The sequence below is a fragment of the Alphaproteobacteria bacterium genome (assembly GCA_017308135.1).
In the GTDB taxonomy this organism is placed as follows: Bacteria; Pseudomonadota; Alphaproteobacteria; order CACIAM-22H2; family CACIAM-22H2; genus Tagaea.
The window spans coordinates 36891-50389 of record JAFKFM010000010.1; the positions used below are offsets into that span (position 1 = coordinate 36891).

The following is a 13499-nucleotide window of genomic DNA, read 5'->3' on the forward strand; positions in this document are numbered from 1 at the left end:
CCACTATCATCGAAACCGAAAACATTCGCCGGGGTAACCAGCTTTGGGCATTGGCATATAGAAGCCGATTAATCAGGCTCGCGTTCTTTCCCGTTCTGAACAATACGCGCGGGCGTCAATGCGCCGACCCAGTAGCTGAGTTCGCCGGGATTGGCGGTCGGCCAAACGACGAGATCGGCGGCCTTCCCGGTTTCGAGTGTGCCATGCGTCTGCGCCATGCCCAAGGCCGCCGCCGCGTGCCGCGTGACGCCGGCGAGCGTCTCCTCGGGCGTCATCATGAAGAAGGTGCATGCCATGTTCATTGCGGTCAGTAGCGAGGCAAGCGGGCTGGAGCCGGGATTGAAATCGGTCGAAACCGCCATCGCGACGCCGTGCTTGCGGAACAGATCGATCGGCGGCTTGGTCGTTTCGCGCAGATAGTAATAGGCGCCGGGCAGAATGACCGCGACGGTACCGGCTTCGGCCATTGCGGCGATCCCGGTTTCGGAGGCGTATTCGAGATGTTCGGCGGACAGCGCGCCGTAGCGCGCCGCGACCTCCGCGCCGCCGAAAGCGGAAACCTGATCGGCATGCAGCTTCACGGGTAAACCTAGCGCGCGGGCCGCGTCGAAAACGCGTGCGGTTTGCGCATGGGTGAAGCCGATACTGTCGCAGAACCCGTCGACCGCATCGACCAGGCCTTCGCGCGCGAGGGCGGGCAACATCCGATCCGCGATCTCGGCGACGTAATCGTCGGCTTTGCCGGCGAATTCGGGCGGCACGGTATGCGCGCACAACGCCGTCGTCTTGATCGTCACCGGCAATTCACGGCCCAGGCGGCGTGCGACGCGCAGCATGCGCGCCTCGCTGTCGAGATCGAGACCGTAACCCGACTTGATCTCGATGGTCGTAACGCCTTCGGTCATCAGGCGCCGCACGCGCCATAACGCGGCGGCGAACAAATTGTCTTCGTCGGCGGCGCGCGTCTTGCGGACCGTGGCGCGAATGCCGCCGCCCGCGCGTTGGATTTCCTGATAGGTTGTGCCGGTCAAGCGCAGTTCGAATTCGTCGGCGCGATCGCCGCCGAAGACCAAATGGGTGTGACAGTCGATCAATCCCGGTGTGACGCAAACCCCGCCTAGATCGCGCGCGAGGGCCGCTATTCCGGCGGGTAAGGCCGCGCGGGGGCCGATATAGGCGATCTTGCCGTCCGCGACGGCGATCGCAGCGTCGTCAATCAGGCCGTAGGGCACGCCCGGCGCCATCGTCGCCGCACGGCAATTCGTATAGAGCAGATCCCATTGCGCGGTCATGGTGCGATCCCGTCGAGGAAATCGGCGAAGATGTCGCGGCCCTGGAGCGGCGCGCTGCCCATCGCCAGCGATAACGCGAAAGAGAGCAGAACCACATCGGCTGGGCGCGGATTGGCCGTGTCGCCCAGCAGATTCAGGACCAGCGTGGGGCAAGCAAATAGGGCGGCACGCAAAGTCTCGCGCCAATCGTCGGGTAGCAGTCCTTGCGCCTTCATCGCCTTCAAAAGCGGGCGCCACAGCAAGTCGCGTTTCGAATCCAGAAAAGCCGCCCGCATCCCATCCAGGCGCCAATCATGCTCGATCACGATCTTGCTGTCGCCGTAGCGTGCGCCGACACCGAAACGGCCGCTCGCCTCGGCGGGGTGATAAAGCCAAAACGGATGAGCAAAGATGTTGTGGACGGTCGCCTTTACCTCGGCCAGCAAAGCGGGAATTTCCGTGCCCGCGAATGCGGGATCGAACATTACCAGCCGCGCGGCATCGCCTTCGCGTTCGACCCAAACATTCGCGTTATGCGCGTCGCCATGCGCGACAACGCCGCCGAACCGCGCCAAGCGGCGCGGCTCAAGCAGGCGCAAGGCCCGGGCGAACACGCCATCCAGCGTATCGGCATATTCCACGCCGTTGATGATCCAGCGCGCGGCGGCGAGATTCCGCCAAGGAACGCTTGCACCCGCGATCTGGACGCTGCGCCCTTCGTGGAAGCGGCGCACGCGCCCGCCGATAAGCGTTGGCGCTTCGGGCTCGCACAGCCGCGCGTGGAACAGGCGATGGATCGGTTCGTCGGCGACTTTGGCGGGGTCGGCGGTGTGCAACGTGCGCAGATAGATTTCCGCGACCCGCGTGTCGAATTCGCGTTGCGCCGCGATCAACAGGGCCGGGTCCGGCGCGCCGGCTTCTCCGCGCTCGATCGCCAGCAACGAGGCGGCGAGCGTTTTCTCGTGCCGGATGCGATAGAGCAAGATTTGGCGTCCGGGATCGCGGCAGATGCGAACCGGCACATCGACCTCGTAGCCGTGGCGCTTCAGCAATTCGCCCCGGTAATACTCGGCAACCGTTTCTTCCTCGCCTTCCTCCTGATGGAGTTTGAAGAAGAACTCGCCGTCGTCGGTGCGCACCCGGCCGTTCAGCGAATTGAGGCTGGTCCAGTCGTAGTTCAATTTGGCGTCGCGCACGCCGATCGCGAAATTCTCCGCGACCAACCGCGCGATCGCGCGTTCGGCGTCCGTAATATTCCCGCTTTTTGCCAGCGCGCGCGCTTCGGAAGTCGGACTTGCCGCGAGCATGTCTAGCCCAGCGTCAATTCGGGCACGAGATCGCGGAAAAATCCGCTCTCGATCAATCGCGTCGCGGCGGCGATATCGGGCGCGAATTCCCGATCGCGATCGAGATGCGGCACTTTCGCGCGCACGGCTTCATGGGCCTTCAGCAGAACGGGCGAGGTCTTCAGCGGGGCGAGATAATCGAGCCCCTGGCACGCGGCCAGCAACTCGATGGCCACGATCCCCGCCGCGTTCGATGCCATTTCACCCAAACGCCGCGCCGCGTAGGTCGCCATCGAGACGTGGTCCTCCTGGCCCGCGGCGGTCGGAATGCTGTCGACCGTTCCGGGATGCGACAAGCATTTATTCTCCGACGCCAAAGCGGCGGCCGAGATTTGCGCGACCATGAAGCCCGAATTAAGGCCGGGATTGTCGGTCAGGAATGCGGGCAGGCCGCTCAACGTGCTGTCCATCAGCAGGGCGGTTCGCCGTTCGGACATGCCGCCGATCTCCGCGATCGCCAGCGCCAGCGTATCGGCGGCGAAGCCGACCGGTTCGGCGTGGAAATTGCCGCCGGACAGAATCTCGCCCGTATCGGCGAATACGATCGGATTGTCGGATACGGCGTTGGCTTCGATCGTCAAGGTCGCGGCGGCATTACGGATAAGGTCGAGGCACGCCCCCATCACCTGCGGCTGACAGCGCAGTGAATACGGATCCTGTACGCGATGCTCGTTGCGATGCGATGCCCAAATACCGCTGCCGTCGAGCAAGCGGCGATAGGCGGCGGCGACATCCATCTGCCCGCGATGGCCGCGCGCCGCGTGGATGCGTGGATCGAAGGGCGTGGAAATGCCCTTGCACGCTTCCAGCGACAACATGCCGGTGACAATGGCGGCGGCGAATACATTCTCGGCGGCGAACAGTCCGGAAAGGGCCAGCGCGGTGGTAACTTGCGTGCCGTTGAGAAGGGCGAGCCCTTCCTTTGGGCCCAGGCGCAACGGCGCGACCCCGGCGGCGGCCAGTGCGGCGTCGCCGCCAACAGTCGTTCCGCCGACGCGCGCCGTGCCGCGCCCGATCAATACGGCCGACATATGCGCGAGCGGCGTGAGATCGCCCGAGGCGCCCACCGAACCTTTCGCGGGCACGCAAGGATAGGCTTGGGCAGCGAGCAGGGCGAGCAGCGCGTGCACGATGTTCGCGCGTACCGCCGAATGGCCGCGCGCGAGGCCGATCGCCTTCAACGCCAGAACGAGGCGCATGACGGAATCATCCAGCAGCGGCCCGGATCCCGTGCAATGCGACAGCACGAGATTGAGCTGCAGTTCATCCAGGCTCGCGTCGTCGATACGCTTTTGGGAGAATTTTCCGAAGCCGGTGTTGACGCCGTAGATCGGCTTGCCTTCGCCCAAGCGGCGGGTCAGCGCGTCGGCCGATCCGGCGATGCGTTCCCAATCATTATCGGCGAATTGGAGCGCGCAGGGCGCTTGGGCGATCGCGCGCAATGTCGCGATCGGTACTGCACCGGCGGAAAGTTGAAGCGTTTGGATCATGCGCCGCGCCGTTTTTTGCCGCCGGTGGGGCGGGGACCGGCGAAGGCCTGCGACGCCGCATCGTCGGCGATTCGGCTCGACAAGGGCAGGGAATTGGGGCGCTGACCCAGACTGTCGAGGCGATAGCGGCTGCCGAGCGCGTAGCTCGAACCCGGGAACAGGAATTGGCTGCTGGTCGCCAGCGTATCGCCGGCCCATGTGCGCCGGAACAGCAGCAGGCACGGCTCGCCGTCGGGCACTTCCAGAAGTTCGCGCGCCTGCGGGTTCGGCAAAATCGCGTGGATGATATGCTCGATCTCCGTCGCCTCGACGCTGCCGCGCAGATAGCGGTAGGGCGTCACTTTGGAGAAATCGACGCTGATATAATTCGGGAACACCGCGGGATCAATCCACCGTTCCTCGAGCTGGACGGGCGTGTCGTTCTCGCGATGGACGATCAGCGAGTGGAACACGCGCAGGCCCGGGCGCATTCCGATGGCTTCGGCATCGGATTTTTCCAGCGTGATCGTTTCCAGCACCTTCATCTCGGCGCTGTGCCGATTGCCGCGCGCCTCAATTTCCTCGGCGATATCGCGCATCTCGAGCAGGGCGGATTGGGGCTTCGTCTTCGACACGAAGGAGCCGACGCCTTGCCGGCGCACGATGATTCCGGCCGCGGTCAATTCGCGCATCGCGCGGTTGACGGTCATTTTTGAGACGCCAAGCTGCTCGACGAGCTCGATCTCCGACGGCACACGCCGCCCGGCTTCCCATTTGCCGGATTGGATATGGTCGGTGATGAAGCGCTTCACCTGTTCGTAGGCGGGCATCGCGTCGTCGTACTCGTTCATTATCGCCTCGTGTCGATCATGTCCGCGCCAGACAGGAAGGGCCCAGCGCGCCGTAAGTTTTGTAGGAAAGGATGAATTCCTGGTGGCCGAGCGCTTCCGATTTCGTTTCCGCACCCCGGCAGATATCCGTGATCGCGTCGCGGATCTGCGCGCCGACCTGATCGAGCGTCGTGGCACCGGATAGAATGGCGCCGGCGTTGATATCCATATCGTCACCCAGCCGTTCGAACGTGTCGGGATTGGCGCAGATCTTCACGACCGGCGCGATGGCCGAACCGACGACCGAGCCGCGCCCGGTGGAGAACAGCAGGATCTGCGCGCCGCAGGCAATCAGTTCGGCGAGCTTGGCGTTGTCGTTGACGTTGGGATAACCGAAAACGGGCGCGCCTTCGGGGATATCGTCGACCAGGAACAGCCCACCACGCGCCGGACGTTCGCACGGGCGCAGCACGCCCATGATCGCGGAATCGCCCGATTTCGCGTAGGCGCCCATCGATTTCTCCTCCTGCGTCGTCAGGCCGCCTTCGGCGTTGCCCGGCGCGAAGCTGCCATGTCCCATTGCGTGATCGTAGGTCGCCGCCTTCGACAGGCAGCGATAAACCTCGTCGGCCACGGCCGGATCAGGCGAGCGTGACGCCATGAAATCCTCGCAACCGACGAGTTCTCCCGCTTCGGTAAAAATACACGCCGCACCGTCGCGGACAAGCGTGTCGAAGCAACGGCCGATCGCTGGATTCGCCGTGATTCCGCTGGTTCCGTCGGACCCGCCGCAAATCGTTCCGACGATCAAGTCGGCCCAGGCGAGGGGGACTCGGGGTGTGGCTTTGAGCGACTCGAGCGTCGCGGCGACCCAGCGCCGCCCCGTCTCGATCGTTCGCCTCGTGCCGCCGGTTTCTTGGATCGTCAACGTCGTGGTCGGTCGGCCCGATGCGGCGATCGCCGATCCGAGTTCGCCGCGATCGAAGCCTTCGCAGCCGAGCGAGACCAGCGCAACCGCGCCCACATTCGCATGGGTGCACAAAGCGCGCATCATCGCGAAGGCGTAGTCGTTGGGGTAGCAGCCGGGGAAACCGATCACCTGCACCTTCTGGGGTGCGAAGGCCGACGCGATCTCCCGCGCGACGAAATGCGCGCATTCGACCAGATAGACGACGAGGATCGTATCGCGCACGCCTTTACGGCCGTCGGGACGCAAATAGCCGATCATTCCGTCCTCCCCAGATAGCGGTGCGCGGCATCCAGCGTATAGGTCGGCAGATAGCCGCTTTTCATGTTGTGGACATGAACATGTTGGCCGCGGCCGATCGCGCGCGTGGCGATGCCGATGCGGGCACCGTATTTGACGATGTCGGCGCCCGCCGCGATGTCGTGGCGCGCGATCTTGTGGCCCAGCGACACGTTCGCATCGAGACCCAGCGGCGCGCCGTCGACGATCAGCCTTTCGCCCGCCGCCAGATCGGCGCAGGCGACGCAAACATTGTCGCGCGGGGATAACGCGATCAATCGCGGATCGTCGGCAACGCCCATCGAATCACCCGTTCAGCATCGGCGTGCGCAGCCCGGCGCGGCGCGCGGTTTCGCGTGCGATCGGATAACCCGCATCGGCGTGGCGCACCACGCCGATCGCCGGATCGGCGTAGAGGCAGCGCGAGATGCGGTCTGCGGCGGAATCGCTGCCGTCGGCGACGATCGTCATGCCGGCGGAGATCGAGCCGCCCATGCCGCTGCCCCCGCCTTGATGGATCGTCACGAGATCGGCGCCATTGGCGACATTGGCAAGCGCGTTGAGCAGCGGCCAATCGGCAACGGCGTCGCTGCCGTCGAGCATGCCTTCGGTTTCGCGCGTGGGCTGGGCGACCGATCCGGTGTCCAGATGGTCGCGCGACATCGCAACCGGGCCCTTCAACTTGCCGGTCCGCACCATGTCATTGAGGATCAGGCCGAACTTGTCGCGTTCGCCCAAGCCCAGCCAGCAGGTGCGCGACGGCAGGCCCTGGATCGGCACACGGGTTTCGGCGATATCGAACCAGGTATTGAGCTGTTCGTCGGCCGGGAAGGCGGCGCGCGCGGCGGCATCGGTCGCTTTCAGATCGTCGGGATCGCCCGACAGGCAGACCCAACGGAAGGGCCCGCGCCCGGCGCTGAAACTGTCGCGGATATAAAGCGGCACGAAGCCTTGCATGTCGAAGGCATCGTCCACGCCCGCTTCCTTGGCGTGGCCGCGCAAATTGTTGCCGTATTCGAAAATCGTGGCGCCTTTCGCCTTGAAGGCCAACAGTGCCCGCATATGCCGGCCCATCGCTGCCATGCTGGCGGTGATATACGCCTTGGGATCACGATTGCGGAATTCGATCGCAGCAGCGACATCGTAGCCGTCGGGGATATAGCCGTTGAGCGGATCATGCGCCGAGGTCTGGTCGGTGACGGCGGCGGGGACGAGGCCGAGCTTCAACAATGTTTCGAGCGACGTGGCCGCGTGGCCGACGACGCCGATCCCCAGCGTTTCACCGCGTGCGGCCGCGTCTTCCGCCAGACGTTTGGCTTCTTCGAGCGACCCAGTTTTCACGTCGCAATAGCCGGTGGCGATGCGTCGATCGATGCGCGCGGGGTCGATCTCAATCGCGATGCACACGCCGCCCGCCATCTTGACGGCCAGCGGCTGCGCTCCGCCCATGCCGCCCAACCCGGCGGTGACGAGAATTTTGCCTTTCAGCCCTTGCGCGCCGAAGCGCTTGCCGCAGGCGGCGAAGGTTTCGTAAGTGCCCTGCAGAATGCCTTGCGTGCCGATATAGGCCCAGGTGCCGGCGGTGTATTGGCCGTACATCATCAGGCCGCGCCGCTCAAGCTCGCGGTAGTGCTCCCAAGTCGCCCATTTGCCAACGAGATTGGTGTTCGCCGTGATGACGCGCGGTGCAGTCGACGCGGTGCGGAAAACCGCGACCGGCTTGCCCGACTGGATCAGCAGCGTTTCGTCGTCGGCGAGGTTCTTCAGCGTCTCGACGATCCGGCGATAGCAATTCCAGTCGCGCGCTACGCGCCCCGACCCGCCATAGACGATCAGCTGCTGCGGTTTCTCGCCGTTGGTCAGCGTGTTTTCGAGCATGCGCAGCAGGCCTTCCTGCCGCCAACCCTTGCAGCGCAATTCGGGCCCACGGCCCAGCTCGATCGGTTCGTTGATTAGATCGGTCATCGACGGCTTTCCTCGAACCAGGTCGCCGCCGTGGTCGCGTAGACGCGGATGGCTTGAAGATATTCCTCGATCGAGACGTATTCGTCGTCCCAGTAGCAGAACTTCGAACCCGGCCCGTAGGTGATCGACGGAATACCCGCTTCGATCATCACCGGCGTATCGGGCCAGGCGGGATGGCAGGCGCGCGCGGCTTCCTTGCCCGCGAAGGCGGCGTGGGATGCGCTGACCGCGTCGACGATCGGATGGCGCACCCAATCCATGGCGCTACGCGGATTGCGGATACAGGTTTCCTCCGGCTCCACCGTCGCGTTGAAGGCCGGATCGGCCGCGTGCAGTTTGTCGAGGATCGCCTGGACGTCGGCCAAAACCGAGGCCGCACTCGCCGACGGGCTGAAGCGCACATCCACGGTCACGTCGCAGGTCTCGGGGATCAGGCAGCGGCGCAAGCCGCCCTTGACCATCGAGACGTTGACGATCTTCTCCGGTCCGTAGCTGTCATGGCCGGGCTTTGTGAAGGAATCCTTCTTCAACTCGGCGATCAGCGGCACGATCTTCTCGATCGCGTTGACGCCCATATGCGCGGCCGTCGAATGCGCCGACACGCCCTTGATATGGACGGTCATGTAGAGAATGCCGCGCTGGGACGAGCAGATATCGAGATCGGTGGGTTCGCAGACGATACCCGCCTCGTGCTTCTCCCCGGCGTCGAGATAACGGCGCGTGCCCTCGCCGCCTTCGAAATGGTTGGGCACGCCCAGCACGACGATTTCGCCGCCCTTGGGCAAGCCAAGCTCGGCCAGCACGGTCGCAGCGACGATCATCGCCGTCGTGCCGCCCTTCATGTCGGTCGAGCCGGGACCGTAAACCTTGCCGTCACGCACTGGCACGCTGAACGGATCGAAGCTCCATGAACGCGAGGGCGGATAGACGTCGAAATGGCCGCAGAGCAACATGCGCCGCCCACTCGATGGGTCGCCGACGCGGCCAAGCACGTTGGGGGCGCCGGGCGTTCCGGAATCGGGTAGCGAAGCGCGCACACCCGACGCCGCAAGTTTGTCGTGAAGCACGTTCGCCATGCGCGCGAGCTGCGGTACGTCGCCCCAGATCGACGGCACCGAGACGACCTGGCGCAGGAACTCGACCATGGCGTCGCGGTTCTTCTCGACGTGATCGGCGACATGTTTGGCGATCGTTTGCTTGTCCATGACGTTCTCCGCTTAGGCCTGCGACAGCCATTGTTCGAGATTGATCTCGTCGGCGCCGACCAGCCGCTTGCGCTCGAACTCCGCGCGGCGCGCAAAGGGCACGCAAGCGTCGATGCCCATGCGGCCCCAATGGTCCTTGTGCGGATCGCGATAGAAGGTCGGCGTTTCCGGCACGATGATCGTGTCGCGATCGGGACGCGCACGGGTCAAGATCGCCCAGAAAACGTCGTTGAAATCGTAAAGATCGACGTCTTCGTCGACGACCGTGACGTATTTCGCCCAGGTCGGCTCCGCCCCCAGCACCGCCTGCAGCACTTGGCGCGCGTGGCCTTCGTATTGCTGACGGATCTGCACCACCGCATGGAAGGCGAAGGGCAGGCAGATGACGTCGATGATGCCGGGCAGGATCGCGTTGATGCGCTGGAAGATGTTCGCCGCGATGGTGATTTCCAGCGTCAGCACTTCCTCGGGCGAGCCGCACAGGATGCTGTGGAACACCGCGTTCGGCCGGGCGGTCACGCCCAGCACTTCGAACACCGCGTTGTTGTCGACCGGCACGTAATAACCCATGAACTCGCCGAACGGGCCTTCGGGGCGGCGTTCGTTGGGCAGGAAGCGGCCTTCGATCACGATCTCGGTACTCGCGGGAACTTTCAGATCGATATGCTTGCAGGGGCGCATCTCGATCGGCTTGCCGCGCAATTGGGCGGCAACCTCGACCTCGTCGGCGTCGTAAGGCAGCGGCGTGGCCGCCGTCAGGAACAATTGGGGCGGCGGGCCGATCAACATCGCCGCTTCCAGCGGCTTGCCCATCTTCTCCGCCTTCTCGTGATACATCGTCAAATGATGGCGCGGGGCGAGGCGTACGCGCAGTTCCTCGTCGCTCACATACATCGAGCGATGGAAGGACAGGTTGCGCACCTTGGTTTCCGGCTCCTCGGCCAGGAAGATCGCCGAGGTGAAATAGGGGCCCGCGTCGCGCTCGGAATAGGTGATGAGCGGCAGATCGCTGACCTTCACGTCCTCCAAATCCTTGGGCAGCGGCACCTGGCGGATCGGCGGCTCCTTCAGCTTGGTGCCGAGCGTGGTGAGTTGATGCCATTTGCGGCAGAAATCCGTCGGCTTGATGCCCAGGATCTGCGCCAGCCGCGTACGATTGCTGTAGATCGACGTCAAAACCGGAAAGCGCGAGCCCGTGACCTTTTCAAACAGCAGCGGCTTGTCGTGCTTCTTCTGCACGAGGTCCGTGATTGCGGCGAGCTGGTGCTTGGCCTGCACCTCGCGCTCCACCTTCAGAAGCTGGCCTTGGGATTGGAGGGATTTCATAAACTCGCGCATCGCGACTTTCCTTTTTGAGCCTTATCTCGTGAACGCCGACAGGCCGACCATCCGCTCCACGGCGAAGATCAGCAGGATCGAAAACAGGATGGTGATGGTCGAAACCGCGGCGATCAGCGGTTCGAATTGCCATTGCAGATAAAAGAAGATTTCGACCGGCAGCGGCGCGAATTCCGGCGTCGAAAGGAAGATCGACAGCGGATAATTGTTCCAGGACACGATGAAGCTGAGCAGCGCGCCGCCCGCCACGCCCATGCGCACTTGGGGGAAGGTGATCTTGAAGAAGGCGCGCACCGGGTGCTCGCCCAGCATGATCGCCGCTTCCTCCAGCGACGGATCGGTGTTCTGAAGATTGGCCATGATGGTGCGCAATGGGAAGGGCAGCGTGATGATGATGTGCCCGATGGTCAGCGCCAGGAACGAGCGGCCAATACCAACCGTGATCGCCGCCTGATAGATCGCAAGGCCGATGACGACCGTGGGGATCAGCAGCGGCGACATCAAAAACTGCGTGACGACACCTTTGCCGCGGAAGGGGTAGCGCACGATCGCCATGGCGGCGCACAGCGCCACGCCGGCCGACACGGCGGCCGCGACGATGCCGATCTGGATGCTGAGAAAGAACGCGCGGACGAAATTGTCGGCGGCGAAAGCGCGCTTGTACCAATCCAGCGTGAAGCCTTCCGGCGGGAAGACGATATGCCGGGGATTGAACGACGACGCGACGATCACGACGATCGGTGCGATCATCACCGCGATCCAGAACAGGCCGAAGATGGCGAGTGCGATGCGGGCGGGGCTGCGGAAGCCGGAATCGGCGTACATGGTTAGCGTCCTCCGGCGGCGCGGTTGAGCGCCAGCGTCACGACGGCGAGGGAGATCAGCGTCGCGCCGAGCAGGATGAAGCTCATCGCCGACGCGAAGGCGACGTTGCCGGAGACGTTGGCGGTCCGATAGATCAACATGCCCAGCATGGGCACTTTGCCGCCGCCCAGAAGCTGCGGAATGGCGAAGGATGCGATCGAAATGCAGAAGATCAGCACGAAACCGCTGAGCACGCCCGGCAGGGTCGCCGGAAAGATCACACGGCGGAAGACGTAGGGGCCGCTCGCGCCCAGGGAATAGGCGGCTTCGACTTGGCGTTGGTCGATCTGCTCGATCACACCGATCATCGCGATGACGAAGAAGGGAATGGCGAGATAGGTGAGACCGATGACGACCCCCGTCTCGTTATAGAGAAGTTGCAAGGCGGGCAGGCCGATATACTGCGCCAATCCCACGACCGGTCCGTTGTCGAACAGCAGCAACATGATGCCGAAAACGCGGATGACGGTGTTGAGCCAGAGCGGGCAGACGATCGCCGCGATGAGCGCCGCCTTGAACTTCTGATTGCGCGTCTGCGCCACGAAAAAGGCGAGCGGATACCCGATCAACACGGCGAGAAGGCAGGACAGCAGCGATACGCGTACCGTCGTCCACAGGATGCGCTCGAGATAGAAGACGTCGCCCAGGAAACGCGTGTAATTCTCCGCGCTCATGGGGCCGAGGAAGACCGGCTGCTGTCCGGGGGGCGTGACGCTGAACTGGGCGAGCCACGCGAGCGGAAAGCCGAACAGTCCGATCAGGATAAGCGCGGACGGCAGAAGCAGCAGCCAATGCGGCCTGATCGCCGGCAAAAAGCGCCGGGGCGGTGCGGCGATAATCGGGGTGGGGGCGGTCATTGCACCGCCTTGGGGACAAGGCAGCCGCCATCGAAGCGGACATGAACGAACTCGCCGCCACCCAGCGGGGTGCGGCTGTCGAAGAATACGTCGCCGCCATTGTCGAGCATCAGTTGGTAGCGATAGACATTGCCCAGGAACAGAAACTCCACGATACGCGCCCGCATCGCGCCGGCTTCGCCGGACGAAGCGAGGACCACTTCTTCCGGCCGGACGGCCAGAAGGGCGCGGTCGCCGCGCGCGAAAGCCTCGATGCGGCGCAGCTTCGGCACGCTGACTTCCATGCCGTCTGTCGTGCGCAGCCACGCGGTTCCGTCGGCGCCCGCACCGTCGAGCCCCACGTCCAGGAACGTCGCCTTGCCGATGAAGCGTGCGACGAACTCGGTGCGCGGCTCGAAGTAAATTTCGTGCGGCGAGCCGTGTTGCTCGATCTGGCCGAGATTCATGACGACGACCTGATCGGACAGCGATAGCGCCTCGTCCTGGTCGTGGGTGACGTAGATGGTCGTTTGGGCGATGCTGCGCTGAAGATGCTTCAACTCCAAGCGCATGTCTTCGCGCAGCTGACGATCCAGATTGCTGAGCGGTTCGTCGAGCAACAATAGCGGGGGATTGATGACCAGCGCGCGGGCGAGCGCCACGCGCTGCTGCTGGCCGCCGGACAATTCGCGTGGTGTACGCTGGGCAAGGCCGCCGAGATGCAAACGTTCGATGGCGGAGGTGACGCGTGTGGCGATCTCCGCTTCCGGTAGTTTGCGCACGCGCAAGCCGAACGCGACGTTCTCGAACACACTCATATGCGGCCACAGCGCGTAGCTTTGGAACACCATGCCGATGCCGCGATGGCGCGGCGAGACATTGGTCATGTCCTGGCCGTCGATATGGATCGAGCCGCTATCGGCCTTCAGAAATCCCAGAACGATACGCAATGTCGTCGTCTTGCCGCAGCCGCTATGCCCGAGAAGCGATACGAACTGGTTGCGCTTGATGTCGAGCGACACGCCTTTCAGGACACGGACGGGGCCGTATCGTTTCTCGAGATTGCGGACGGAGACGAAGGAGTCGGACATCGGGATGATCCAGTGACTGCAAAAGCGTATCGGGGAAG

At 63.9% G+C, this 13499-nt stretch carries 12 protein-coding genes; all 12 read right to left on the reverse strand.

What is annotated here, in order from left to right; translation table 11 throughout:
- Positions 1–68: 68 nt before the first annotated feature.
- The 12 genes from J0H39_17080 to J0H39_17135 are packed head-to-tail and all read right to left on the reverse strand — an operon-like array spanning position 69 to position 13461.
- Entirely contained in the window at positions 69–1292 is a 1224-nt protein-coding gene (locus J0H39_17080; GenBank protein MBN9498468.1) for an imidazolonepropionase, read from the reverse strand.
- Positions 1289–2578: a hypothetical protein gene (locus J0H39_17085; protein ID MBN9498469.1), complete on the reverse strand. Its 1290-nt coding sequence runs from the start codon at positions 2576–2578 to the stop codon at positions 1289–1291. The genes J0H39_17080 and J0H39_17085 overlap by 4 nt, the downstream gene beginning before the upstream one ends.
- Positions 2579–2580: 2 nt before the next feature.
- Entirely contained in the window at positions 2581–4107 is a 1527-nt protein-coding gene (gene hutH / locus J0H39_17090; GenBank protein MBN9498470.1) for a histidine ammonia-lyase, read from the reverse strand.
- Positions 4104–4937 carry a histidine utilization repressor gene (gene hutC / locus J0H39_17095; GenBank protein ID MBN9498471.1) on the reverse strand — a complete coding sequence of 278 codons (834 nt, stop codon included), beginning with the start codon at positions 4935–4937 and terminating at the stop codon, positions 4104–4106. Before hutC ends, hutH begins: the two co-directional genes overlap by 4 nt.
- A gap of 16 nt (positions 4938–4953) precedes the next feature.
- Entirely contained in the window at positions 4954–6144 is a 1191-nt protein-coding gene (locus tag J0H39_17100; GenBank protein MBN9498472.1) for a UxaA family hydrolase, read from the reverse strand.
- The gene (locus J0H39_17105; protein ID MBN9498473.1) at positions 6141–6464 is read right to left on the reverse strand and encodes a UxaA family hydrolase; all 324 of its coding nucleotides are present in this window, start codon (positions 6462–6464) and stop codon (positions 6141–6143) included. The genes J0H39_17100 and J0H39_17105 overlap by 4 nt, the downstream gene beginning before the upstream one ends.
- A gap of 4 nt (positions 6465–6468) precedes the next feature.
- Positions 6469–8127: a urocanate hydratase gene (gene hutU / locus J0H39_17110; GenBank protein MBN9498474.1), complete on the reverse strand. Its 1659-nt coding sequence runs from the start codon at positions 8125–8127 to the stop codon at positions 6469–6471.
- A complete protein-coding gene (locus tag J0H39_17115) occupies positions 8124–9332 on the reverse strand; it encodes a M20/M25/M40 family metallo-hydrolase (GenBank protein ID MBN9498475.1) in 1209 nt (402 codons plus the stop codon). The genes hutU and J0H39_17115 overlap by 4 nt, the downstream gene beginning before the upstream one ends.
- Before the next feature lie 12 nt (positions 9333–9344).
- Positions 9345–10670, reverse strand: coding sequence for a UbiD family decarboxylase (locus tag J0H39_17120; GenBank protein ID MBN9498476.1), 1326 nt, complete (start codon positions 10668–10670; stop codon positions 9345–9347).
- 21 nt (positions 10671–10691) lie between these two features.
- Positions 10692–11495, reverse strand: coding sequence for an ABC transporter permease (locus J0H39_17125; GenBank protein MBN9498477.1), 804 nt, complete (start codon positions 11493–11495; stop codon positions 10692–10694).
- A gap of 2 nt (positions 11496–11497) precedes the next feature.
- Positions 11498–12391: an ABC transporter permease gene (locus tag J0H39_17130; GenBank protein MBN9498478.1), complete on the reverse strand. Its 894-nt coding sequence runs from the start codon at positions 12389–12391 to the stop codon at positions 11498–11500.
- Positions 12388–13461 carry an ABC transporter ATP-binding protein gene (locus J0H39_17135; protein ID MBN9498479.1) on the reverse strand — a complete coding sequence of 358 codons (1074 nt, stop codon included), beginning with the start codon at positions 13459–13461 and terminating at the stop codon, positions 12388–12390. The genes J0H39_17130 and J0H39_17135 overlap by 4 nt, the downstream gene beginning before the upstream one ends.
- Positions 13462–13499 lie beyond the last annotated feature (38 nt).